Source organism: Streptomyces sp. NPDC048734 (assembly GCF_043198675.1).
Taxonomy (GTDB): domain Bacteria; phylum Actinomycetota; class Actinomycetes; order Streptomycetales; family Streptomycetaceae; genus Streptomyces.
Window position 1 is genome coordinate 301100 of record NZ_JBICUZ010000008.1, and the last position, 23663, is coordinate 324762.

18 protein-coding genes and 1 pseudogene are annotated in these 23663 nt (G+C 74.0%); 4 read left to right on the forward strand and 15 right to left on the reverse strand.

What is annotated here, in order from left to right:
- Positions 1-177: 177 nt before the first annotated feature.
- On the reverse strand, positions 178-1563 hold the full coding sequence (locus ACGFQC_RS22880; protein WP_363086732.1) for a transcriptional regulator: 1386 nt from the start codon (positions 1561-1563) through the stop codon (positions 178-180).
- Between the two features lie 288 nt (positions 1564-1851).
- Between ACGFQC_RS22880 and ACGFQC_RS22885 the strand changes: the two genes are divergently transcribed.
- Positions 1852-2514 carry a bifunctional DNA primase/polymerase gene (locus tag ACGFQC_RS22885; protein ID WP_363086733.1) on the forward strand — a complete coding sequence of 221 codons (663 nt, stop codon included), beginning with the start codon at positions 1852-1854 and terminating at the stop codon, positions 2512-2514.
- Positions 2515-2774: 260 nt separating this feature from the next.
- Here the strand turns inward: ACGFQC_RS22885 and ACGFQC_RS22890 are convergent, their stop codons facing one another.
- Positions 2775-3734, reverse strand: coding sequence for an alpha/beta hydrolase (locus tag ACGFQC_RS22890; RefSeq protein WP_363086734.1), 960 nt, complete (start codon positions 3732-3734; stop codon positions 2775-2777).
- 557 nt (positions 3735-4291) lie between these two features.
- Positions 4292-4984, reverse strand: a complete 693-nt coding sequence (locus ACGFQC_RS22895) for a metal-dependent transcriptional regulator (RefSeq protein ID WP_363086735.1) — start codon at positions 4982-4984, stop codon at positions 4292-4294.
- A 227-nt stretch (positions 4985-5211) separates the two neighbouring features.
- Here ACGFQC_RS22895 and ACGFQC_RS22900 point away from each other — a divergent pair, with 227 nt between their 5' ends.
- Positions 5212-5967 (forward strand): SIS domain-containing protein, encoded by a 756-nt coding sequence (locus ACGFQC_RS22900; protein ID WP_363086736.1) that lies wholly within the window; start codon positions 5212-5214, stop codon positions 5965-5967.
- A gap of 35 nt (positions 5968-6002) precedes the next feature.
- Here the strand turns inward: ACGFQC_RS22900 and ACGFQC_RS22905 are convergent, their stop codons facing one another.
- Both ACGFQC_RS22905 and ACGFQC_RS22910 read right to left on the reverse strand, forming a co-directional pair.
- Positions 6003-7463 (reverse strand): PAS domain-containing protein, encoded by a 1461-nt coding sequence (locus ACGFQC_RS22905; protein ID WP_363086927.1) that lies wholly within the window; start codon positions 7461-7463, stop codon positions 6003-6005.
- 125 nt (positions 7464-7588) lie between these two features.
- A pseudogene (locus tag ACGFQC_RS22910) lies at positions 7589-8478 on the reverse strand (GNAT family N-acetyltransferase).
- 656 nt (positions 8479-9134) lie between these two features.
- Here ACGFQC_RS22910 and ACGFQC_RS22915 point away from each other — a divergent pair.
- Positions 9135-10163: a 2-oxoglutarate and iron-dependent oxygenase domain-containing protein gene (locus ACGFQC_RS22915; RefSeq protein WP_363086738.1), complete on the forward strand. Its 1029-nt coding sequence runs from the start codon at positions 9135-9137 to the stop codon at positions 10161-10163.
- A 16-nt stretch (positions 10164-10179) separates the two neighbouring features.
- On the opposite strand, the gene ACGFQC_RS22920 is transcribed toward ACGFQC_RS22915, so the two are convergent.
- Positions 10180-11298, reverse strand: coding sequence for a citrate synthase 2 (locus ACGFQC_RS22920; protein WP_363086739.1), 1119 nt, complete (start codon positions 11296-11298; stop codon positions 10180-10182).
- Between the two features lie 281 nt (positions 11299-11579).
- Between ACGFQC_RS22920 and pdxH the strand changes: the two genes are divergently transcribed.
- A complete protein-coding gene (gene pdxH / locus ACGFQC_RS22925) occupies positions 11580-12209 on the forward strand; it encodes a pyridoxamine 5'-phosphate oxidase (protein ID WP_363086928.1) in 630 nt (209 codons plus the stop codon).
- A gap of 103 nt (positions 12210-12312) precedes the next feature.
- On the opposite strand, the gene ACGFQC_RS22930 is transcribed toward pdxH, so the two are convergent.
- The 9 genes from ACGFQC_RS22930 to ACGFQC_RS22970 form a co-directional block, all read right to left on the reverse strand.
- Complete coding sequence (locus ACGFQC_RS22930; protein WP_363086740.1) at positions 12313-12924, reverse strand: TetR/AcrR family transcriptional regulator; 612 nt, start codon at positions 12922-12924, stop codon at positions 12313-12315.
- Positions 12912-13697, reverse strand: coding sequence for an enoyl-CoA hydratase family protein (locus tag ACGFQC_RS22935; RefSeq protein ID WP_393288568.1), 786 nt, complete (start codon positions 13695-13697; stop codon positions 12912-12914). The genes ACGFQC_RS22930 and ACGFQC_RS22935 overlap by 13 nt, the downstream gene beginning before the upstream one ends.
- Positions 13694-15265: a 4-coumarate--CoA ligase family protein gene (locus ACGFQC_RS22940; protein WP_363086741.1), complete on the reverse strand. Its 1572-nt coding sequence runs from the start codon at positions 15263-15265 to the stop codon at positions 13694-13696. Before ACGFQC_RS22940 ends, ACGFQC_RS22935 begins: the two co-directional genes overlap by 4 nt.
- Before the next feature lie 35 nt (positions 15266-15300).
- A complete protein-coding gene (locus tag ACGFQC_RS22945) occupies positions 15301-16467 on the reverse strand; it encodes an acyl-CoA dehydrogenase family protein (protein WP_363086742.1) in 1167 nt (388 codons plus the stop codon).
- A gap of 78 nt (positions 16468-16545) precedes the next feature.
- Positions 16546-18402: a biotin carboxylase N-terminal domain-containing protein gene (locus ACGFQC_RS22950; protein WP_363086743.1), complete on the reverse strand. Its 1857-nt coding sequence runs from the start codon at positions 18400-18402 to the stop codon at positions 16546-16548.
- An 11-nt stretch (positions 18403-18413) separates the two neighbouring features.
- Positions 18414-20012: a carboxyl transferase domain-containing protein gene (locus ACGFQC_RS22955; protein WP_363086744.1), complete on the reverse strand. Its 1599-nt coding sequence runs from the start codon at positions 20010-20012 to the stop codon at positions 18414-18416.
- Positions 20009-21697, reverse strand: coding sequence for an acyclic terpene utilization AtuA family protein (locus tag ACGFQC_RS22960; RefSeq protein WP_363086745.1), 1689 nt, complete (start codon positions 21695-21697; stop codon positions 20009-20011). The genes ACGFQC_RS22955 and ACGFQC_RS22960 overlap by 4 nt, the downstream gene beginning before the upstream one ends.
- Positions 21694-22488, reverse strand: a complete 795-nt coding sequence (locus ACGFQC_RS22965; RefSeq protein ID WP_363086746.1) for a TIGR03084 family metal-binding protein — start codon at positions 22486-22488, stop codon at positions 21694-21696. Before ACGFQC_RS22965 ends, ACGFQC_RS22960 begins: the two co-directional genes overlap by 4 nt.
- 140 nt (positions 22489-22628) lie before the next feature.
- Positions 22629-23597, reverse strand: coding sequence for an EamA family transporter (locus ACGFQC_RS22970; RefSeq protein ID WP_363086747.1), 969 nt, complete (start codon positions 23595-23597; stop codon positions 22629-22631).
- Positions 23598-23663: the final 66 nt, after the last annotated feature.

Genomic DNA, 23663 nt, shown 5'->3' on the forward strand with positions numbered 1-23663 from the left:
CCTTCGGAATCGTCGGCTCACGCTACCGGGTCCCCGGAACCCCGTGCCACGCAGCTCAGGTCATGATCTCCCTCCCGTACGGCGGGTGAAGGACCGAAGCGCCGTGCGCCGCACCCGCCGCCGCCCCCGCGACGGCGGGCCGTTCCCCGGCCGTTCACGCCACGGCGCCCCGGATGTTCACGCGGCGGCCTGGAGTTCCAGTCGCGCCCCGAACTCCCTGACCACGGCCTCCTCCCGGAACGGTTCCAGCCGCTGCTGGAGGTCCTCCAGGTACTCGGCACCGCGGTCGGAGCGGAGCGTCTCCAGCAACTCCACCGCTTTCGTACCGGTGTTGCAGGCCTGCTCGACCTCTCGCTGCTGCACCTGCGCCGTGGCCAACAGCACATACCCGATGGCCCGTCGGCGGGCCCGGCTCTCCGGGTGCCCCGCCAGCGACTGCTCCGCGCAGCGCGCCGCCGCCTCGGCCTGACCGAGGTCACGGTGACAGTGCGCCAACTCGTCTGCCAGATAGGCCTCGTCGAAGTGCGCGATCCACGCCGGGTCGTCCCCGGCCGCCGGATCGGCCGACTCCAGCGCCGACACGGCCCGCCCGGACGCCGCGTGCGCCGCCCGGACGTCACCCAGCAGGGCGTGCCCGCGGGCCTCGGCGGCGTGGAACATGGCCTCCGCGCGCGGCGTCACCCGCCCCCGCGCCCCTTCCTGCGCCGCGCGCGCCAACTGGGCGATCTCGCGCGGGTTCCCGAGCTGGGCGGCGAGGTGGCTCATGGAGGCGGCGAGCACATAGCCGCCGTAGCCGCGGTCGCCCGCCGCCTGGGCGAGGCGCAGGGCCTGGATGTAGTAGCGCTGGGCGAGGCCGGGCTGCCCGGTGTCGACGGCCATGTAGCCCGCCAGTTCGGTCAGCCGGGCCACGGACGCGAAGAGTTCGCGCCCCACCGCCTCCCGGTAGGAGCCGGCGAGCAGGCCGGAGACGACGCTGTTGAGGTAGTGCACGACGACCGGGCGCACGTGCCCGCTGCCGTACTGGTGGTCCAGTTCGACCAGCGCCTGGGTCATCGCCTTCACGGCCGTCACGTCGGACAGGCCCACCCGAGGGCCGGCCGAGCGCGCCACCTGCGCGTCGGGCGAGGAGATCAGCCAGTCACGGCTCGGTTCGACCAGCGCGGAGGCGGCCACGGACGCCCCCGAGAGGAAGTCCCGCCGGCCCACGTCGCTGCGCCACAGCTCACAGACCTGCTCGATCGCCCCCAGTACCGTCGGCGAGAACTGGAGACCGACGCCCGACGCGAGGTTCTTGCCGTTGGCCATGCCGATCTCGTCGATCGTGACCGTGCGGCCGAGTTTGCGGCCCAGGGCCTCGGCGATGACCGCCGGGGCGCGTCCCCGGGGCTGCTGTCCGCGCAGCCAACGGGCCACGGACGTCTTGTCGTAGCGCAGGTCGAGACCGTGCTCGGCGCCGCACATGTTCACGCGGCGGGCGAGCCCGGCGTTCGAACATCCCGCTTCCTGGATGAGCGCCTGCAGCCGTTCGTTCGGCTGCCGCGCGACGAGAGGCCTTGCGGCCATTGGCACTACCCCCTGTGGCTGCGGTGCCTTTCCCGCGCACCGAGTTGATGTGTCTTCCACCGAAAAGTTCCGGCCGTGAAGATCAATGCCCCGCGGACAGGACGAGAATGCGAGGCATGCGAGGATTGCCTGGGTAAAGACGGAAGCTTCCCCCAAGCGTCACTACCCGCTCACGCGCTCGTTCCTCCCGCGCGCCCCCGGTCATGCACCCGTGCGCCCCGGACGGGGAATCGATGCTCCTCCCCCGCGCACGTGGGCGGGCCGTAACCCGCGGTGACGCCCAGAGTTGTGTTCATCGTGGAAGAGACCATCGCGGGCGCCGAGGCCATCCAGATCCCGAAGCAGCGCGGGGAATCGCTGCTGGAGACCGCAGTTCGCTACATCGGGGAACGTCACTGGGACGTCGTCCCCGGCACCTGGTTGGAAGCCGTCGACGGGACGCAGCGCTGCTCCTGCGACGACGCGGCGTGTCCGGCGCCCGGGGCGCACCCGGCCCGGCCCGACTGGGCGACGCAGGCGACGGGCAGCGCGACCGTCGCGCGGCGCATGTGGCAGAAGCAGCCCGACGCGTCGATCCTGCTGCCGACCGGGCGGACCTTCGACGCGATCTCCGTGCCGGAGACGGCCGGGTTCCTGGCGCTGGCACGGATGGAGCGCATGCAGTCGGCGCTGGGCCCGGTCACGTCGGCGCCGGACCGGCGGATGCACTTCCTCGTCCTTCCCGGGGCCGCGGCCAAGGTGCCGGACCTCGTCCGCACGCTGGGGTGGACGCCGTCCTCCCTCGACCTCGTCGTGCTGGGCGAGGGGGCGTACGTGGCGGCGCCGCCCACGCGGTTCGGGTCGCGGGGGGCCGTGCAGTGGGCCTGCCGGCCCACACCCGCCAACCGGTGGCTGCCGGACGCGGAGGAGTTGATCCCGCCACTGGCCTACGCGTGCGGCAGGGACCGCTAGGGTATTTCGTCTGGATCGGGCCGGATCAGGGAGCGCGGTCCGGTGCCGGGGGCACCTCCCACGCCTTTCGGGCAGTGGGGGAGCCTCGCGAGGCGGAGGAGGGAGCCGGGGCGGAGCCCTGGCGGCCGACGACAACGCGGCGAGGAGCGGCACCAGACCCCCGCGAGCCCGGCATGATCCGAACGAAAGAGCCCAAACCCTGGTGGCGCCTTCCGAGGGGGCGCCTCGTGCAGAGGCGCCCGGCTCTGCCGTCGGCCCGCTCAGCGCGCCAGCACCCCGTCCAGGAACGGCTCGATGGCCGTCCGCCAGCCCTCCGGCTGGTCGTAGTGCACGAGGTGACCGGCGTCGGCCACCTCCGCGTACTCCCCGCGCGGCAGCACCCGCACCATCTCCTGCGCCTCCGCGCGCCCCAGTTCGCCGTTCAGGCCGCGGACGACCAGGGTGGGGCAGCGGACCTGGGCGAGTTCCTCCCAGTGGGCGTCGTAGACCCAGGTCTCCCGGGACTTCAGCATCTGCTCGGGTTCGAAGACGGGGCGCCAGCCGTCGGCGGACTCCTGCATCACCTCGGCGTAGAACTCGCCGCGCGCCGGGTTGGGCCGCTCCACCCGGGGGTCGTCCTCGCCGAACCACTTGCGGACGTCGGCGAGGGTGGCGAAGGGAAGGGGCCAGGACGTGAACCAGTCGGCCCACTCGCGCTGCGAGGCCGCGCCGAGCGCGGAGGCGCGCATGTCGCAGATGACCACGCCGGAGATCAGGTCGGGGCGCTTGGCGGCGAGCTGCCAGGCGGTCAGGGCGCCCATGGCGTGGCCGACGAGGACGGCGGGGGCGAGGCCGAGCTGTTCGAGGGCGGCCTCGGCGTCATCGACGTACGCCTCGCGCGTGAAGGCGGCCCGCGGCGGCTTGTCGCTCCTGCCGTGGCCCCGCTGGTCGAGGGCGACGGCGCGGTGCCGCTCGGAGAGCCAGCGGGCGGTGGACGCCCAGTGCGAGGCCCGGCCCATCAGACCGTGCAGTAACAGCACACCGGTGGTGCGCTCGGAGGCCGCCGGTCCGGACCATCCCCCACCCGCCTCGGCCGGTTCCGCGGTGGGCGTCCCGGCCGACTGGGACGGAATCATGGCTTCCGGCCCGTTCTCCGCCGGGCCGTTCTTGGGCGGGTCGCCGAACTCCCAGGCCGCCAGGCGTACACCGCCCGCCCCGGTCACGTCGATGCGTCGCGCCATAGCCCCTGGCACCCCCTCGTTCCCGCTCGGACCCCCGCTCCCGCTCGAGCCGGCCGGTCCGGTCACGCGTCGTGTCTGCCGTCGTACCGCTGTGCTGCTCACTGCCTCACTGCCCGCGCACCGCTTCACGCACGGGCCCCTCACCCGCACGCTATCGAATGTCCATTCGAAGACATCTGCTTCCGCGAGCAACAACCCTCGTTCGAGTGACCCCCCTCAAGGAATGATCGCCGCCACCGGGGGGAGATCTTCAGCGAGGGGCGGACCGCTCGGGGAAACCGGTCCGAAGGGAATGACCTTGAGAGCTCGGGGCTCCAGGTCAGAACAGGGGAGGACAGGCCCCGGCGCCGCAGGGCGCCGGGGCCCTCCCATGATCCGCGGCACATCATCCCGCCCCCTCAGGTCATATGCCTCACGCGACAGCCTGGCACGCGCGGCGCCGGAGCGCTGCGGTTCGACACAGGGAATCACCGATTTGACGAGATCGACAGGACGCCTCAACCACCCCGGCAGCCCCAGGAGTTGAACAACACTCAGCTAGTGCACCGACGCCGGCGTCAACGCTTGGCGACGAACACGTGGGAGGCGATGTCCGCCTCCAGCTCGGCCGCCTCGCCGCCGCTGCCGACCAGGACGCCGCCGGCCGACTCCGTCACGCTCACCACCGAGCCCGGCTGCACACCGGCCCGCCGCAGCGTGTACATCAGCTGCGCGTCCGTCTGGATCGGCTCGCCGATGCGGCGTACGACGACCGTCTTGCCCTCCAGGCCCGGGTCGAGGTCGGCCAGCGACACCATGCCCTCGTCCAGGAAGGGATCGGCGATGTCCTTCTCCCCCAACTCCTCCAGTCCCGGGATGGGGTTGCCGTACGGCGACTCGGTGGGGTGGCGCAGCAGCTCGAGGACCCGGCGCTCGACGGCCTCGCTCATCACGTGCTCCCAGCGGCACGCCTCCGCGTGGACCTGCTCCCACTCCAGGCCGATCACGTCGACGAGGAGACACTCGGCCAGGCGGTGCTTGCGCATCACGCGCGTGGCGAGGCGGCGGCCCTCGTCCGTCAGCTCCAGGTGCCGGTCACTGGCCACGGAGACCAGGCCGTCCCGCTCCATACGGGCCACCGTCTGGCTGACCGTCGGCCCGCTCTGGTCGAGCCGCTCGGCGATCCGGGCGCGCATGGGGACCACACCTTCCTCCTCCAGCTCGAGGATGGTGCGGAGATACATCTCCGTGGTGTCGATCAGTCCGGACATACGTGCCCCTCGATGAGATTGCCGGAGGCTGGACGGCTCTCCGGCTCGTGCGCTGGCCCTGGCCTCAATTCTGCCGGATACCACTGACAAGCGTGCCGCGCCGCCGGAACGAGGGGGTGGCGCCGGGGCCGCCACCGGCCCGGCCGTGTTGACAGGGCGATGGTCCGGACCGCACGGTGATCCGCGACACGGACACGGACACCGGATTCGGCAAAGGGGCCCCTCGGATGAGTGACCGCACGCCCGCCGCGCAGTTCTTCGACGCCGCGATCGGCCTGTTGCAGCGGGTTCGCGACGAGGAGGCGGAGGCCGTGGAGGCCGCCGGTGTCCTCCTCGCCGACACCGTGGCCCGCGGTGGACGCCTGTTCGCCTTCGGCGCCGGCCATTCCTCCCTCGCCGCGCAGGACGTCGTCTACCGCGCGGGCGGCCTGGCCCTGATGAACCTGCTCGCGGTGCCGGGCGTCGTGGGCGTCGACGTCACGCCCGCCACCCTCGGCTCCGCCCTGGAGCGCGTCGACGGCCTGGCGGGCGCGGTGCTGGACACCTCGCCGGTGCGCGCGGGCGACGCCCTGGTGATCGTCTCGCTGTCGGGCCGCAACGCCCTCCCGGTGGAGATGGCCCTCGGCGCGCGCGCCCTGGGCGTGAAGGTCATCGGCGTGACCTCGGTGGCGTACGCCACCGAGACGACGTCCCGGCACCGGTCGGGGACGTTCCTCAAGGATCACTGCGACCTCGTCCTGGACTCGAAGATCGCCGTCGGGGACGCCGAGTTGACCCTCGACACCGTCCCCGCGCCCTTCGCGCCCGCCTCCACCGTCGTCACCACGGCCCTGCTCCAGGCGGTCGTGGCCACCGCGGCCGCCTCCCTCGCGGAACGCGGCATCGAGCCCCCGCTGCTGCGCTCCGGCAACGTCGACGGCGGCCACGACTGGAACGGCCGGATCATGGACGAGTACCGGGACCGGATCTTCTACCGGCACTGAGGAGCCGCGCCCGCGGAGGTGGGCTCCCGCGCGCGTCAGACCTCGTCGCCGCTCCCGGCGGGACCGACGAGACCGGCGAGGTCGAGGGCGGCCGCCATCCGGACGGCGACGTCCTCGGCGTAGGTCGCGTCGGAGCGCTCGAAGGCCGCACGGCCCGCCGCGCGCAGGAACGTCACGACGCCCAGGGTGCGGCCGCGGCTGCGCAGGACCGCGCAGAGCGCGTGCACGGTGTCCTCGGGCCACCGGCGCGCCCGTGCCCACTCGCGGGCCCGGTCCGGCGCCACCTTGCCCACGGAGGCGCGCACCGAGCCGGCGCGGGCCACGCACTGGAGCGCCGGGTGGCTCTCCGCGTACCCCACGGGCAGCCCGGCGTGACCGGTGAGGACGCTGGGGCCCGGTCCGCCCGAGGGGGTGTCCGCCACCCGCACCAGACGCGGCGGGACGTCCGGCTCCCCGTCCGCCCTCGGCTCCCCGTCCGCCCTCGGCTCCCCGTCCGCCCTCGGCTCACCGGCGACCCGGTCGATCACGGCGTGGTCGGCGAAGCCGGCGAGGGCGAAGTCGAGATGGACGGTCGCCGCCTCCGCCGGGTCCTCGCACTCGGCGGCCGCCCGCGACGCCCGGTGCAGCTGGTTCGTCCGGAACCGCAGCAGGGCCGCCTCCTGCTCGACCTGCTTGGCCTCGGTGACGTCCTGGAACAGCCAGCCGACGCCGAGCGGCACCGGCTCCTCGGCGAGCGGGGAGGCGAGCCGCACGAAACCGCTGCGCCAGCAGCGCCGCTTCTCGCCGTCCGGGGTCCGCACCCCCACCCACAGCTCGGCGGGCGCGGGCGGGGCACCCTCGGCGAGGACGTGCGTGAGCGCGTTCTCCAGCTCCTCGACGCCCCGGGTGAGCAGGTCGCCCAGCGGACGGCCCAGGACCGCCGTACGGCCCGTGCCGAGCGCGCGGGCGGCGTGCGCGTTGACGACGGCGGGGCGCAGGTCGGCGTCGACGAGGACCACGCCCCAGGAGGCGTCCGCGAAGAGGGCCTCGCTCAGCGCGATGGAGCGCTCCAGGTCGATCTGGGTGTGCACCTCGCTGAACGCGCAGTACAGCCCGGCGGGCTTGCCGTCGGGGCCGGGGACGGCTGCGGACTGGGTGCGCACCAGGACCCGGCCGCCGTCCTTGGTGAGCAGCGCGAACTCGTGCACCTGCCGGCCGGGCGCCCGCATCGCGGCCATCAGCCGGCCCTCGATCTCCTCGGCGTCCGCCTCGCGCACCGCCCAGCCGGTGAAGCCGTGCCGGCCGACCGCCTCCGCGGCGGTCCAACCGAGGATGCGCTCGGCCTCGCGGTTCCAGTGGGTGACGACGCCCTCGGCGTCGAAGGCGCACAGGGCCGCGTCCATCCCGTCGAGCAGCGCGGCGAGCAGATCCGAGCCGTCCGGACCCTCCGGGCCGGGCCGCTCGGGCTCGTCCGGTCCCAGTTCGTCGGTGGTCCCACTACGGCGGGAAGCACTCACCTGGACCCCCTCAGCTTCGCTCACGTGCCCTCATTCAACTTGAACGTGACGCAGCCCACATATGGTTCCCGCAAGATTGCCGGGGAATCGTCGTACGCCGGTCCCGCCCGGTACGCCCGGGTCCGTCAGAGCGCGGCCGGCCGCAGGTCGACCCAGACGTCGCCCTCGCCGTCCAGCGCGTGCCGCTCCGTCTCGACGAACCCGCGCGCCGCGGCGAACCGCAGGCCGTCCTCGTCGACGGCCAGGACGCACGTCTCCACCGCCCGGGCGCCCAGCACACGCGCGTGGGCGAGACCGTTCTCGTACAGCGCGGTGCCGTGTCCGCGGCGGCGGTACGGCGGCAGCACGCGCGCGGTGACGGTGGCCACCGCGTCCTCGCCCGCCGGGGCCGCAGCGTCGAGCAGCCGACGAGGACGTCACCGAGGTGGGCGTTCTCCAGGCGGTGGCGGTCGGCTCGCGCGCGTGCCCCGGCGGGGGACAGGGCGGCCGGGGTCGCGATCGTGTCGTGGACGTGCCGCCCCTGCTCGAGCATGGCCGCACCGGCGACCGGCGCGATGCGATGCGAAGACGAAGATCGGTCACGGCATCGGGCAACCGCGCGGTGGGGCGGGCGTCGACGCGGTTGCGGGTCCGGCCCCGGCTCCTGCCGCGCGGGGCGGCGGGCGTCCACCTCGATCTCGATCCTCATCCGCGGGTCGGCCAGCCCGCACACCATCATCGTGGCCGCCGGCCGCACCTCGCCGAAGCGGCCGCGCAGCACCGGTCGGCAGGGCTCGAAGTCGGCCCGGTCGGGCAGCAGGCAGCGCACCCGCACGACGTCCGCGAAAGCGCACCCGGCCTCCGCCGGCGCGGCCCCGATGTTGCGCAGGCACTGCTCGGCCTGCTCGACCACGTCGTCCGAGATGGTCATCGTCGCGTGGTCGTAGCCGGTCGTCCCCGACACGTGCCCCCGGTCGCCGTCGACGACGGCCCGCGCGTACCCGATCTGCTCCTCGAGGGGGGAGCCGCTGAGGATGGCGCGCCGCCCGGCCGTGGGGGGGGTGAGGTCATGCGGGAACGCCAGGTGAGCGGCGCACGCGCGTCCACCGGTCTCCGGGAAGGGCCCCGGAAAAAGGGGTTGAACGGACGGCGGGACGCTTCCTAAGGTGGCGAGCACACGAGAAGGGAGGTGGTTCGGCGAATGTACGAGAACCGGACGCGTGAGGTGGCTGCGGGCTAGCGGCCCGTCACCACACCGAGTGCGGTGCCGGACCCGCACGTGAAAGAGGCGTGCAGCCGGCCCAATCCCAGCAGTCACCCGACCCGCGAGTCGCCGGTACGTCCGGCCGGCCCTCCCCCGGAGGACCAGACTCGCGGGTCGCCTGCGTTCCCGGGCTCCCTCAGGGATTCCGCCGTCCGAGCGGGTCGGCCGTGGATTCTCCGGCATGTGACGCACACCACGCACGAATGTGCGGGCGGGGAGTACCCTGACCGCATGCTTTCGCTCGTTCGGCGCCGCCACGTGGACTACGTCCGCGTCACGAGCATGGGCTGTCGACGCTCCCTCTGAGCCGTCCGGCCCCTTCGCGGTTCGGCAACCGCCCGTGTTTCCCCTTCTCTGCCCACCTGGCACCCGTGCGCCCGCCCACCCGCGGCTCTCGCGCGGGACCCGTACACCCCCGCGGACGCACCATGACGAACGTGTCGACGAACCCGTCGTACCAGCAACTGCCGATCATCGATCTCTCCGCCGTCGACCGGGGGCCCGAGGCCCGGGAGCGGTTGCGCGCGCGGCTGCACGGCGCCGCGCACGACGTGGGGTTCTTCCAACTCGTGGGGCACGGGGTGAGCGAGGCGGAGACGGCGGCGCTGCTCTCCGCGATGCGTCGGTTCTTCGCGCTGCCCGAGGCCGAGCGGCTCGCGATCGACAACGTGAACTCGCCGCACTTCCGGGGCTACACGCGCACCGGGGACGAGCGGACCGGGGGCCGGCGGGACTGGCGGGACCAGCTGGACATCGGGGCGGAGCGGCCGGCGCGGGTGCCGGGGCCCGGGGAGCCGGCGTACTGGTGGCTGGAGGGACCCAACCAGTGGCCCGCCGGGCTGCCCGAGCTGCGGGTGGCCGCGCTGCGGTGGATCGAGCGCCTCAGCGGCGTCGCCCAGCGGCTGCTGCACGAACTGCTCGCCTCGATCGGGGCGCCCGCGGACTTCTACGACCCGGTGTTCGGGGAGCGGGCGCATCCGCACCTGAAGCTGGTGCGCTATCCGGGGAGCGCGGGCGACGGCACCGGTCAGGGGGTGGGCGCCCACAAGGACTACGGCTTCCTGACGCTGCTGCTCCAGGACCGGGTGGGCGGGCTCCAGGTGCAGCGGGAGGACGGGCTGTTCCACGACGTCCCGCCGCTGCCCGGGGCGTTCGTCGTCAACCTCGGCGAGCTGCTGGAGGTGGCGACGAACGGGTACCTGGTGGCCACCAACCACCGGGTGGTGTCGCCGCCGAGCGCGGTCGAGCGGTTCTCCGTGCCGTTCTTCTACAACCCGCGCCTCGACGCGCGGGTGGAGCCGCTGCCCTTCCCGTACGCCTCCGCCGCGCCCGGTGTGACCGACGATCCGGCCAACCCGCTGTTCGCCGAGTACGGCTTCAACGAGCTGAAGGGCAAGCTGCGGGCCCACCCGCTGGTGGCCGAGCGGCATCACGCGGAGCTGCTCAGCCCCGCGTGACGGCCGCCCGGTCGGGTCAGCGGCCGACGTCGGCGATGTCAGTAATGTCGGTGTATCCCTCGATCTCCCGGGGGCCCCGGGAGCCGGGGCCGGTGTAGCGGGCGGAGGGGCGCACGAGGCGGCCGGTGCGCTTCTGCTCCAGGATGTGCGCCGACCAGCCGGCGGTGCGGGCGCACGTGAACATCGACGTGAACATGTGGGCGGGGACCTCGGCGAAGTCGAGGACGATGGCCGCCCAGAACTCCACGTTGGTCGCCAGGACCCGGTCCGGGCGACGGGCGTGGAGTTCGGCGAGGGCGGCCTTCTCCAGGGCCTCGGCGATCTCGAAGCGCGGTGCGCCCAGCTCGCGGGCGGTACGGCGCAGCACGCGGGCGCGGGGGTCCTCGGCGCGGTAGACGCGGTGGCCGAAGCCCATGAGGCGTTCGCCCTTGTCGAGGGCCTGCTTGACGTAGGCCTCGGCGTCGCCGGTGCGCTCGATCTCCTCGATCATGCCGAGGACGCGCGAGGGGGCGCCGCCGTGCAGCGGGCCGGACATGGCCCCGACCGCGCCGGAGAGGGCGGCGGCGACGTCCGCGCCGGTGGAGGCGATGACGCGGGCGGTGAAGGTGGACGCGTTCATGCCGTGCTCGGCGGCGGAGGTCCAGTAGGCGTCGACCGCGGCGACGTGCTTGGGGTCGGGCTCGCCGCGCCAGCGGATCATGAACCGCTCGACGACGGACCGGGCCTTGTCGATCTCGCTCTGCGGGACCATGGGGCGGCCCTGTCCGCGGGCGGACTGGGCGACGTAGGACAGCGCCATGACCGCGGCGCGGGCGAGGTCCTCGCGGGCCTGCTCGGCGTCGATGTCGAGGAGCGGTTTGAGGCCCCAGACGGGGGCGAGCATGGCGAGCGCGGACTGGACGTCGACGCGGATGTCACCGGAGTGGACAGGGATGGGGAACGGCTCGGCGGGCGGCAGTCCGGGGTTGAAGGCGCCGTCGACGAGCAGGCCCCACACGTTGCCGAAGGAGACGTGGCCGACGAGGTCCTCGATGTCGACGCCCCGGTACCGGAGTGCGCCGCCCTCCTTGTCCGGTTCGGCGATCTCCGTCTCGAACGCGACGACTCCTTCGAGTCCGGGTACGAAGTCGGACATCAGGCGGCTCCTCGTGATGTGTGCGACAGGTGGCGCCGGTGGATCCACGGTCCGTGCGGGGACTCGCGGTCCTGGGCGGTCACTCCGGTGATGCCCCGCGCACTCGGCGGTCACGCAACCGGGATGGCACAAGCACCATATCCCCGAGTGCCACCTTTGGGGAGATGTCGCGGCACTCAGTGCCACCTTCGGGTGGGTGGGAGACACTGCTGCCGGCGGCTCCGGTGCGGCAAGATGACGGCGTGGACCACGCAGAAACCGTTTCTCCCGATCCCGCCTCCATGCGCAAGCAGTACCGGGCGGAGGGCCTCGACGAGGCCGATCTGGCCGCCACTCCCGTGGAGCAGTTCGCGCGCTGGTTCAGGCAGGCCGCGGCCGAGGCGCACCTGTTCGAGCCCAACGCCATGGTCGTCTCCACGGCGGACGCCGAGGGGCGGCCCTCCTCCCGCACGGTGCTGCTGAAGCACTTCGACGCGCACGGCTTCGTCTTCTACACGAACTACGACTCCCGCAAGGGCCGTGACCTCGCGGAGAACCCGCACGTCAGCCTGCTGTTCCCGTGGCATCCGGTGGCCCGGCAGGTCATCGTGCGGGGAGTGGCCCGGCGCACCGGGCGGGACGAGACGGCGGCGTACTTCCGGACCCGGCCGCACGGCTCCCAGCTCGGCGCGTGGGCGAGCGTGCAGTCCGCGGTGGTCACGGGGCGCGACGATCTCGACGCCTCCTACGCCGAGCTGGCGGCCCGCTACCCGGAGGGCGAGCAGGTGCCGGTGCCGCCGCACTGGGGCGGTTTCCGGGTGGTGCCGGAGTCGGTGGAGTTCTGGCAGGGCCGGGAGAACCGGCTGCACGACCGCCTGCGGTACGTGGCGGAGACGGACGGCGGCTGGCGGGTGGAGCGGCTCAGCCCCTGAGGGCGGGCCGCCTCGTCCGCGCGATCGCGCGCGGGGCGGCGCGGGGCCGTCGGAGCCGGGGGAGAGCGGGGATCCGTCCGCGCGATCGCGCGCGGGGCGGCGTTCACCGGCCGAGGTTCTGTTCCAGCAGGGCCGCCCACTGGGCGACGACCCGGTCCCGGCGGGGTCCGTCGTCGGTGAGGAGGTTCGCGAGGCCGAGGCCGCGGGCCATGTCGAGCAGGCCCTGGACGGTTTCGCGGACTCCGGGCCCGGACTCGTCGGCGCCGAGCAGGTCGACGGCTATGCGGTGGGTCTCGCGGCCGACGCGGGCCTCGAGTTCCGTGACGCGCGGGCGGAGCTGTTCCTCGTTGGAGGCGGCGACCCACAGGTGCAGGGCGGCCCGGAAGAGGGGGCCGGTGTAGAGGTCGACGAGGGCGGACACGACGGCGCGCCGGTCGCCCGCCGCGCCCTGTGGGAACAGGGCGCGCAGGGCGAGGGAGCGTTCCTCGGCGACGTACTCGACGGCGGCGGTGAAGAGGTCCTCGCGGGTGGGGAAGTGGTGCTGGGCGGCGCCGCGGGAGACGCCCGCCCGTTCCGCGACGACGGAGACCGTGGAGCCCGCCCAGCCGTGTTCGGCGAGGCAGGCCACGGCGGCTTCCAGGAGCCGCTGCCGGGTGGCCCGGCTGCGGTCCTGCTTGGGGGCGCGGTCGCGGTCGACCGGGCTCACAACACCCATGCGGGTTCCCGTCGTTCGAGAAAGGCCGTCATTCCCTCGCGGGCCTGCGGGGAGGCGAACAGGCGGGCGGAGAGCGCGGTGAGTGCGGCCGCGTCCCGCTCGAACGCCTCCAGCACCCTAACCGTGAGCAGCCGTTTCGTCTCGGCCAGGCCCTGGGGTGCGGCCTTGCGCAGGCCGTCGAGGACGGGGGCGAGCACGGCGTCGACGTCGTCGGCGGCCGCGGTGAGCAGGCCGATGCGGGCCGCCTCGCGGGCGTCGAAGCGTTCGCCGGTGAGGTAGTAGCGGGAAAGGGCCCGCGGGTCGGTGCGCGGGAGGAGCGGCAGGGAGATGACGGCCGGGGCCACCCCGATGCGCACCTCGGTGAAGGCGAACGTCGACGCGGTGGAGGCGGTGGTGACGTCGCAGGCGGCGAGGAGGCCGAGGCCGCCGGCGCGGACGTGTCCGGTGACGCGCGCGACGACCGGCTTGGGCAGCTCGACGAGCTGCCGCAGCAGGGCGACGAAGGCGTCCGGGTCGGGCGGGTCGCGCAGGTCGGCGCCGGCGCAGAAGGTCCCCCCGGTGTGGGTGAGGACGACCGCGCGGACCCCGGGGTCCGCGGCGCAGTCGGCGAGCGCGTCGGCGAGTTCCGCGACGAGGGCGGCGGAGAGGGCGTTGCGGGTGCCTGCGGCGTCGAGGCTGAGTGTCTGGACGCCGCGGTCGCGGGCGCGGCCGATCGGCGCGGTCACGGGCGCTTCGCGCGGGGTGGTCACGGGTGCTTCCTCCGGTGGCGTCATGGGCGCTTCCTCAGTTCGCGGCGCAGGATCTTCCCCGAGGCGGCCCGGGGGACGGCGTCGACGAAGGTGACGCGGCGGACCCGTTTGTACGGGGCGACACGTTCGGCGACGTACATCGCGACCTCGCCCTCGGAGAGGCCGGGGGCGGCCGGCCGGCGGACCACGTACGCGTGCGGCACCTCGTTGCCGTCGTCGTCGTACTCGCCGACGACGGCGGCGTCGGCGATGCCGGGGTGGGTCAGGAGCAGGGCCTCCAGTTCTGCGGGGGCCACCTGGAAGCCCTTGTACTTGATGAGTTCCTTGACCCGGTCGACGACGAACAGCCAGCCTCCCTCACCGTCGACGCGGCCGATGTCGCCGGTGTGCAGCCATCCGTCGGCGTCGATCATGGCGGCGGTGGCGTCGGGGCGGCCCAGGTAGCCCTTCATGACCTGGGGGCCGCGGATGAGGATCTCGCCGGCTTCGCCGACGCCGAGGTCCCTGCCGGGGTCGTCGAGGGAGACGATGCGCATCTCGGTGCCGGCGATGAGCCTGCCGACGGTGCCGGCGGGGGCCTCGTGCATGGCGTCCAGGGGGACGACGTGGGTGCCGGGCGACAGTTCCGTCATGCCGTAGGCCTGACCGACGGACGGCAGGTTCAGGCGGGCGGCGCAGGCGGCGGCGAGACCGGCGTCCAGGGGGGCGGCGGCGCTGATGACGTACCGCAGGGACGACAGGTCGTACTGGGCGACCGCCGGGTGTTTGGCGAGGGCGAGGACGATCGGCGGGGCCACGTACAGGCCGGTGATGCGGTGGTTCTGGATGGCCGCGAGGAACGTCTCCAGGTCGAAGCGGGGCAGGACGACGACGGTGGCGCCCTTGCGCAGCGGCGCGTTCATGAGAGCGGTGAGGCCGTAGATGTGGAAGAAGGGGAGCACCGCCAGGATGCGGTCGCCGGGGCCCGCCGTGATCGCCGGTTCGAGCTGGGCGAGGTTGGTGGCGATCTGCCGGTGGGTGAGCATCACGCCCTTGGGGACGCCCGTGGTGCCCGAGGAGTAGGGCAGGGCCGCGACGTCCCGGGCGGGGTCGATGGCGACCTGCGGCTCGGGGGCGGTGGAGGCGAGCATGTCGAGGAGCGAGCGGTGGCCCGGGGCGCTGTCGCAGACGAAGATCTCCCGGACTCCGCCCGCCAGTTCGGCCGCCCGGCGGGCCGTCTCCAGCAGCGGGGAGACGGTGACGATCCAGCGGGCCGCCGCGTCGCCGAGCTGCTTGGCGAACTCCTCGGCGGTGGCGAGCGGATGCACGGTGGTGACGGTGGCCCCCGCGCGCGTGGCGGCGTAGAACGCGGCGGGGAAGGCGATCGTGTTGGGGCTGTGCAGGGCGAGCACGTCGCCCTTGCGGACGCCGTCCTCGGCGAGGGCGGCGGCGATCCGCCGGTGGAACCGGTCCACCTGCTCGTAGGTGAGGGTGGTGCCGTCGGTGCCGTCGACGAGGGCCGGCAGGTCGCCGAATTCGGCGGCACGGCCCAGCACGGCGTCGTGGATGGGCAGTTCTACGGGCGGGACGTCTGCGTACGCGCTGCGGAACATGGTTCCTCCTCGCTGACCGGCGGGTGTCCGCGCGGTCAGTACGACTTGGGCAGGCCCAGGGTCTGGTGGGAGACGTAGTTGAGGATCATCTCCCGGCTCACGGGGGCGATACGGGCCACGCGCGAGGCCGTTATCAGCGAGGCGAGGCCGAACTCGCGGGTGAGCCCGTTGCCGCCGAGGGTGTGCACCGCCTGGTCGACGGCCCGTACGCAGGCCTCCCCGGCGGCGTACTTCGCCATGTTGGCGGCCTCGCCCGCGCCGACGTCGTCCCCGGCGTCGTACAGGTGGGCCGCCTTCTGCATCATCAGGCGGGCCAGTTCCAGGTCGATGTGGGCCTGGGCGAGGGGGTGCGCGATGGCCTGGTGGGCGCCGATGGGGGTCTTCCAGACGGTGCGCTCGCGGGCGTAGGCGATCGCCTTGGCGAGGGCGTGGCGGCCCATGCCGATCGCGAAGGCGGCCGTCATGATGCGCTCCGGGTTGAGGCCGGCGAACAGCTGGAGCAGCCCCGCGTCCTCTCCCCCACTGCCGAAAGCGTGGGAGGGGCCCCCACCGACGAGCGCCCCGGCGGGCAGCCGTACGTCGTCGAGGACCAGCTCGAACTGCTTCTCCACGGAGTTCAGTTCCATGTCGATGGGCCGCCGGGTGAAGCCGGGGGCGTCGCGCGGGACGATGAACAGGCAGGGCTTGAGGCGGCCCGTTCGGGAGTCCGTCGTCCTGCCGACGATCAGGGTGGCGTCGGCGATGTCCACGCCGGAGACGAAGACCTTGCGGCCGGTCAGCAGCCAGTCGCCGCCCGCCTCGTCGCGGCGGGCGGTGGTGGTGATGCGGTGGCTGTTGGAGCCGGCGTCGGGCTCGGTGATGCCGAAGGCCATGAGGCGGGAGCCGTCGGCGAGGGCGGGCAGCCACTCCCGCTTCTGGGCGTCCGTGCCGAAGCGGGAGATCACGGTGCCGCAGATGGCGGGGCTGACGATCATCATCAGCAGGGGGGAGCCCGCCGCGCCGAGTTCCTCCGAGACGAGGGAGAGTTCGGTGATGCCGCCGCCCCCGCCGCCGTACTCCTCGGGGAGGTTGACGCCGATGTAGCCGAGCTTGGCGGCCTCCCGCCACAGGGTGCCGTTGTCGGAGGCCTGCCGGTGCCGGGCGAAGTCGGACACCGCGGCCCGCAGCGCCTTGTGCTCGTCGGACTCGATCAGGGTGGTCATCGTGGCTCCTTCGCGTGCGGGTCGTGGGGGACGGGGCGCTCACGCGGCGGAACCGCGTGCCGGTACGGCCCCGCCTGCCTAGGTCGTCTGCACCACCGCCAGCAGGGTGCCGACCTGCACCTGCTGTCCCGTCGTCACCGGCAGCTCCGTCAGCGTCCCCGCCGCCGGCGCCGAGATGACGTGTTGCATCTTCATCGCTTCGAGCCACACGATCGGTTCGCCCGCCCCGACACCCGATCCGGTGACGAGACCGTCCGCGATCTTGACGACCGTGCCGGGCATCGGGGCCAGCAGGGAGCCGGGGGCGCGCTGGTCCTCGGGCTCGGGGAAGCGGGGCAGGGCGGTGAGGGCGGTGGCGTTCACGTGGACGCGGTCGCCGTACCGGGCCACCTGGAACCTGCGCCGCACGCCGTTCACCTCCAGCACGACGAGGGACGCGTCGGCGTGTACGACGCGGACACCGTGCACGCCGTCCGCCGTGAGGCCGGTGCGGGTGTGGTGGTAGCGGACCTCGTGCTCCTCGTCCGCCATGCGGTAGCGCCGGGTCTGCGGCCGGGAGGGCAGGTTGCGCCAGCCGCCGAAGCGGGAGCGGCCGTGCGCCTCGGCGAGGGCCGCCGCCAGCGGGGCGCAGGGGTCGGGGGCCGGTGCGGTGAGGGCCGTGAGGTGGCGGTCGTAGAAGCCGGTGTCCATGCGGCCGGAGGTGAACTCCTCGTGGCGCAGGGAGGCGACGAGGAGGTCGCGGTTGGTGACCGGGCCGTGGACGGCGGCCTGTTCCAGGGCGCCCGCGAGGGTGCGCACGGCCTCCGCGCGCGTGGGGGCGTGGGCGACGACCTTGGCGATCATGGGGTCGTAGTGGACGCCGATGGTGTCGCCGTCGCCGAAGCCGGTGTCGAGCCGGACGCCTTCGGGGACGGCGAGGCGGTGCAGGGTGCCGGTCTGCGGGGTCCAGCCGGCCGCCGGGTCCTCGGCGTAGAGGCGGGCCTCGACGGCGTGGCCGCGCGCGGGCGGCGGCTCGGCGGGCAGGGCGTGGCCCTCCGCGACGCGGATCTGCTCGGCCACCAGGTCGAGGCCGAAGACGGCCTCGGTGACGGGGTGTTCGACCTGGAGGCGGGTGTTCATCTCCAGGAAGTGGGCGCGGCCGTCGGCGACGAGGAACTCGACGGTCCCGGCGCCGGTGTAGTCCACGGCGCGCGCGGCCCGCACGGCCAGCGTGTGCAGCTCGTCCACCAGGTCCGCGGGGAGGCCGGGTGCCGGGGCCTCCTCGACGACCTTCTGGTGGCGGCGCTGCAGGGAGCAGTCGCGGGTGCCGAGCGCCCAGACCGTGCCGTGCGTGTCGGCGAGGATCTGCACCTCGACGTGGCGGCCGTTCTCCACGTAGGGCTCGACGAAGACCTCGCCGTCGCCGAAGGCGCTCGCGGCCTCGGCGCGCGCGCCCTCCAGCGCGGGCGTCAGCTCCGTCAGGCGGCGTACGACGCGCATGCCGCGCCCGCCGCCGCCCGCGGCGGCCTTCACCAGGACCGGCAGGTCGGACTCGGTCACCTCGCCGGCGTCCAGCGGGGCGAGCCCCATGAGGGCCTTCGCCCGGGTCTTGGACGCCATCGCCTCGATCGCCTCGGGCGGCGGCCCGATCCAGGTCAGGCCCGCGTCCTGGACGGCGCGCGCGAAGCCGGCGTTCTCGGAGAGGAAGCCGTAGCCGGGGTGCACGGCGTCCGCGCCCGCGGCGACGGCCGCCTTCACGATCAGGTCGGCCCGCAGGTACGTCTCCGCGGGCGTGTCGCCGGGCAGCCGTACGGCGGTGTCGGCCACGCGCGCGTGCAGGGCCCGCTCGTCGGCGTCCGAGTGCACGGCGACCGTCCGGATCCCCGACGCGCGGCAGGTGCGGAAGATGCGGCAGGCGATCTCGCCGCGGTTGGCGACGAGCACAGAAGTGATCACTGGAAGGTCCCTCACATCCGGAAGACGCCGAAGCCGCCCCGCGCGCCCTCGAAGGGGGCGGTGTGGACGGCCGACAGGCACAGGCCGAGGACGGTGCGGGTGTCGCGCGGGTCGATGACGCCGTCGTCGTACAGCCGCCCGGACAGGAACATGGGCAGCGACTCGGACTCGATCTGCTGCTCGACCATCGCGCGCAGGGCGGCGTCGCCGTCCTCGTCGTAGGGCAGGCCCTTCGCGGCGGCCGACTGGCGGGCGACGATGGAGAGCACCCCGGCGAGCTGCTGCGGGCCCATGACGGCCGACTTGGCGCTGGGCCAGGCGAACAGGAAGCGGGGGTCGTAGGCGCGCCCGCACATGCCGTAGTGGCCGGCGCCGTAGGAGGCGCCCATGAGGACGGACAGGTGCGGGACCCGCGAGTTGGACACCGCGTTGATCATCATCGAGCCGTGTTTGATGATGCCGCCCTGCTCGTACTCCCTGCCGACCATGTAGCCGGTGGTGTTGTGCAGGAAGACCAGCGGGATGTCGCGCTGGTCGGCGAGCTGGATGAACTGGGCGGCCTTCTGGGACTCGGCGCTGAACAGCACGCCCTGGGCGTTGGCGAGGATGCCGACCGGGTAGCCGTGCAGGCTCGCCCAGCCGGTGACCAGGCTCGTCCCGTACAGCGGCTTGAACTCGTCGAAGTCGGAGGCGTCGACGATCCGGGCGATCACCTCGCGCGGGTCGAAGGGCACCTTGAGGTCGCCGGGGACGATGCCGAGGAGTTCCTCCGGGTCGTACTTCGGCGGTGCGGCCGGCCCCGGGTCCGGGTACGCCTTGCGGTGGTTGAGGCGGGCGACGATCCGGCGGGCCTGGCGCAGGGCGTCGGGTTCGTCGACGGCGAAGTGGTCGGCGAGGCCGGACACGCGCGCGTGCATCTCCGCGCCGCCGAGCGACTCGTCGTCGCTCTCCTCGCCGGTCGCCATCTTGACCAGCGGCGGCCCGCCGAGGAACACCTTCGCCCGCTCCTTGACCATGACGACGTGGTCGGACATGCCGGGGACGTACGCGCCCCCGGCCGTGGAGTTGCCGAAGACGACGGCGACGGTCGGGATGCCGGCCGCGGACAGCCGGGTCAGGTCCCGGAAGATCGCGCCGCCGGGGATGAAGATCTCCTTCTGCGAGGGCAGGTCGGCCCCGCCGGACTCCACCAGGCTGATCACGGGCAGCCGGTTGGCGAGCGCGATGTCGTTGGCGCGCAGGGCCTTCTTCAGCGACCACGGGTTGCTGGCGCCGCCGCGCACGGTCGGGTCGTTGGCGGTGATCAGGCACTCCACGCCCTCGACGACGCCGATGCCGGTGACGAGGGAGGCGCCGACGGTGTATTCGCTGCCCCAGGCCGCCAGCGGCGACAGCTCCAGGAACGGGGTGTCGGGGTCGAGGAGCAGCTCGATCCGCTCGCGGGCCAGGAGCTTGCCGCGGCCGCGGTGCCGGGTGACGTACTTCTCGCCGCCGCCCGCCAGTGCCTTCGCGTGCTCCTCGTCGAGGGCGGCGAGCTTGGCGAGCATGCTGTCGCGGCGGGCGCGGTGGTCGGGCCCGTGGGGGTCCAGCGTCGACGGCAGGACGGTCACAGCAGGTCCTCCGGTATGTCCAGGTGGCGGGAGCGCAGCCATTCGCCGAGCGCCTTGGCCTGCGGGTCGAAGCGGTGCTGGGAGGCGACCCCGGCGCCGAGGAGGCCCTCGACGACGAAGTTGAGGGCGCGCAGACGCGGCAGGACGTGCCGGGTCACGCGCAACCCGGCGCTCTCTGGGATCAGTTCACGGAACCGGTCGACGGTCAGCGTGTGGGCGAGCCACCGCCAGGCCGCGTCCGACCGCACCCACACGCCCACGTTGGCGTCCCCGCCCTTGTCGCCGCTGCGGGCTCCGGCGACGCGCCCGAGGGGCGCCCGGCGCACGGGTCCGCCGGGCGGCGGTCCGGGCGGCGCCGGCTGCGGTACGTCGGCCGGGGCCAGGGTGCCGGCCGGCGCCGGCACGGGGACGCGGCGCCCGTCGGCGAGGACGGCGGTGTGGTCCACCTCGCCCTGCGGGACGTACGCGGCCTCGAACACCCCGTAGGGGGCTCCCCTGCCGGGCGGGGCGAGGACGTGGAAGCCCGGATAGCTGGCCAGCGCCAGTTCGACGGCCGCACCGCTCAGCGCCCGCCCGACGGCGGCCTGGTCCGGGTCGCGCACGACGAGCCGCAGCAGCGCGCTCGCCGTCTCCTCGGTGCCCGCGTCGGCGCGGTCGGTGCGGACCAGGTCCCAGCGGACCTCGTCCGGCGCCGACTTGGCGAACGCCTCCGCCATCTGCTCACGCACCAGCGCCGCCTTGGCCTCGATGTCGAGGCCGGTCAGCACGAAGACGACCTCGTTGCGGAACCCGCCGAGCCGCGTGCGGCCCACCTTGAGGTCCGGGGGCGGCGCCTCGCCGCGCACGCCGTCGATCCGGACGCGGTCGGGGCCGTCCTGCGTGAGCCGTACGGTGTCCAGCCGGGCGGTGACGTCCGGTCCGGCGTAGCGGGCGCCGCCCGTCTCGTAGAGCAGCTGGGCGGTGACCGTCCCGACGTCGACGAAGCCGCCCGTGCCCGGATGCTTGGTGATCACGCTGCTGCCGTCGGCGTGCAGCTCGGCGAGCGGGAAGCCGGGCCTGCGGACGTCGCGGCCGCCCTCGCCGAAGAAGGCGTAGTTGCCGCCGGTGGCCTGCGTCCCGCACTCCAGGACGTGCCCGGCGACGACGGCCCCGGCGAGCCGGTCGTACTCGGTCGGCCCCCAGCCGAAGTGGGCGGCGGCGGGCCCGGTGACCAGGGCCGCGTCCGTCACCCGCCCGGTCACCACGACGTCCGCGCCCTCGCGCAGACAGGCCGCGATGCCGAAGCCGCCGAGGTAGGCGTGCGCGGTGAGGCTGCCGGGATACCGGGGCCCGAGGTCGTCCCCCTCGACGTGCGCGACCCGTACGGGGATGCCGAGCCGCTCCGCGAGGGCGCGTACGGCGTCGGCGAGTCCGGCCGGGTTCAGGCCGCCGGCGTTGGTGACGATCGCGACCCCGCGTTCGCGGGCGAGGCCGAGGGACTCCTCCAGCTGGCGCAGGAAGGTGCGGGCGTACCCGGCGCCGGGGTCCTTCAGGCGGTCCCGGCCGAGTATCAGCATGGTCAGCTCGGCGAGGTAGTCGCCGGTCAGGACGTCCAGTTCGCCGCCGGTCAGCATCTCGCGCATCGCGTCGAAGCGGTCGCCGTAGAACCCGGAGGCGTTGCCGACGCGCAGGGGCGGGGCGGTCACCGGACGGCTTCCTTCGGCGGGCGGCCGGGGCCGGGCGGTCCGGCGAAGGCCTGCGCGATGTCCAGCCAGCGGTCGGCGTCCCGGCCCTCGGCGCGCAGGGCGAGGTCGGTGCGGTGGGCGCGCTGGGTGACCAGCAGGCAGAAGTCGAGCGCGGGGCCGGTGACGCGCTGCGCGGCCTCCTCGGGGCCGTAGGTCCACGACTCGCCGGAGGGGCCGAGGAGTTCCACCCGGACGGGGTCGGCGGGGGCGGGCAGCCCGTGCACGGCGAAGGCGAAGTCGCGGGTGCGCACGCCCAGCCGGGCGATGTGCCGGATGCGGTCGGTGGGGGCGCGGGTGACGCCGAGGGCGTCGGCCACGTCCAGGCCGTGGGCCCAGGTCTCCATGAGACGGGCGGTGGCGAGGGAGGCGGCCGCCATCGGGGGGCCGTACCAGGGGAAACGGGCGCCCGGCGGGGCCTTGCGCAGCGCCTCGTCGAGGGCGGTGCGGCCGGCCCGCCAGCGGGAGAGCAGTTCGGCGGGCGGGAGTACCGCGGCTTCCTCGGCGCCCTGGTCGACGAAGGAGTCGGGGGCGGCGAGCGCCTGTTCGACCAGGGCCCGGAACCCGTCCTCGTCGGTGACGGCGAGGAGGGCCGAGTGGTCGGTCCAGGCGAGGTGGGCGATCTGGTGGGCGACGGTCCAGCCGGGGGCGGGCGTCGGGAGGGCCCAGCGGTCCGGGGCGGACTCGGCCACCAGCCGGTCGAGTGCGTCGCTTTCGGCACGGAGGTCGTCGAGCACGGGCGTCGGGTCGGCCATGGGGAGGAGCATGGCAGCGGCCCCAGAAACAATCAAGCATGCTTGCATGATTTATTGCGGGGCTTTCCGGGGGCCTCTCGCAGGACCTCGGAAGGGCCCCGGAAGGGCCTCTCGTGGGGCCTGCCTGCCGGGCGGGCCCCTCAGGCTTCCGGGACCGCCGCCTTCACCCGCCCCGTCTGGGTCCGCACCGCGCCCATGCTCGCGGCGATGACCAGGGCGATCGCGGCCGCCTCGACGGCGGACAGGGCCTGGTCGAGGATGAGGAAGCCGGCGGTCGCCGCGAGGGCCGGCTCCAGGCTCATCATGATCGCGAAGGTGGAGGCGGGCATGCGCCGCAGGGCGAGGAGTTCCAGGGTGTAGGGCAGCACGGAGGACAGGACCGCCACCCCCGCGCCGAGGCCCAGCGTCACCGGGTCGAGGAGCTTCGCGCCCGATTCGGCGACGCCCAGGGGCAGGAACAGCAGCGCGCCCACCGCCATCGCCAGCGCGAGCCCGTCCGCCTGCGGGAAGCGGCGGCCGGTACGGCCGCTGAAGACGATGTACGCCGCCCACATCGCGCCCGCCGCCAGCGCGAACGCGGCACCCAGCGGGTCGAGGTCGCGGACCCCGCCGCCGAGCAGGAAGACCCCGGCGAGCGCGAGCCCGGCCCACACGAGGTTCATGGCGCGTCGCGAGACCAGGACGGAGAGGGCCAGCGGGCCGAGGACCTCCAGGGTGACCGCGGTACCGAGGGGGATGCGGTCGACGGACTGGTAGAAGAGGCCGTTCATCGCGGACATGGTCACGCCGAAGACGACGACCGTGCCCCAGTCGGCGCGCGAGTACCCGCGCAGCCGGGGCCTGCAGACCGCGAGCAGGACGACGGCGGCGACCAGCAGCCGCAGCGCGACGACGCCGAGCGCGCCCGCCCGCGGCATCAGGGTCACCGCGAGCGCGCCGCCGAACTGGACGGACACCCCTCCGGCGAGCACCAGCCCGACGGGGCCGAGGGCGGCCCACCGGCCGGGCGCCGGAGCCGGGCCGTCCGGGCCGGTCCGGTTCGCCGGGGCGGCCGCGCCGGCCGGGGTGACGGGCTGCCGGTTCGGCGCGGTGGTGTCGGGGGTGCTCACGGGCGGTCCAAGGGTTCGGTGGGCTCTGCGCCAGGACGGGCGTCCATCACGATGCACTGCGCAGTC

What these genes read in the sequence shown, in the direction of transcription:
- ACGFQC_RS22880 (WP_363086732.1), bottom strand. Translation starts at nt 1,563, where the DNA reads ATGGCCGCAAGGCCTCTCGTCGCGCGGCAGCCGAACGAACGGCTGCAG.
- ACGFQC_RS22890 (WP_363086734.1), bottom strand. Translation starts at nt 3,734, where the DNA reads ATGGCGCGACGCATCGACGTGACCGGGGCGGGCGGTGTACGCCTGGCG.
- ACGFQC_RS22895 (WP_363086735.1), bottom strand. Translation starts at nt 4,984, where the DNA reads ATGTCCGGACTGATCGACACCACGGAGATGTATCTCCGCACCATCCTC.
- ACGFQC_RS22900 (WP_363086736.1), top strand. Translation starts at nt 5,212, where the DNA reads ATGAGTGACCGCACGCCCGCCGCGCAGTTCTTCGACGCCGCGATCGGC.
- ACGFQC_RS22915 (WP_363086738.1), top strand. Translation starts at nt 9,135, where the DNA reads ATGACGAACGTGTCGACGAACCCGTCGTACCAGCAACTGCCGATCATC.
- ACGFQC_RS22920 (WP_363086739.1), bottom strand. Translation starts at nt 11,298, where the DNA reads ATGTCCGACTTCGTACCCGGACTCGAAGGAGTCGTCGCGTTCGAGACG.
- pdxH (WP_363086928.1), top strand. Translation starts at nt 11,580, where the DNA reads ATGCGCAAGCAGTACCGGGCGGAGGGCCTCGACGAGGCCGATCTGGCC.
- ACGFQC_RS22930 (WP_363086740.1), bottom strand. Translation starts at nt 12,924, where the DNA reads ATGGGTGTTGTGAGCCCGGTCGACCGCGACCGCGCCCCCAAGCAGGAC.
- ACGFQC_RS22935 (WP_393288568.1), bottom strand. Translation starts at nt 13,697, where the DNA reads ATGACGCCACCGGAGGAAGCACCCGTGACCACCCCGCGCGAAGCGCCC.
- ACGFQC_RS22940 (WP_363086741.1), bottom strand. Translation starts at nt 15,265, where the DNA reads ATGTTCCGCAGCGCGTACGCAGACGTCCCGCCCGTAGAACTGCCCATC.
- ACGFQC_RS22945 (WP_363086742.1), bottom strand. Translation starts at nt 16,467, where the DNA reads ATGACCACCCTGATCGAGTCCGACGAGCACAAGGCGCTGCGGGCCGCG.
- ACGFQC_RS22965 (WP_363086746.1), bottom strand. Translation starts at nt 22,488, where the DNA reads ATGGCCGACCCGACGCCCGTGCTCGACGACCTCCGTGCCGAAAGCGAC.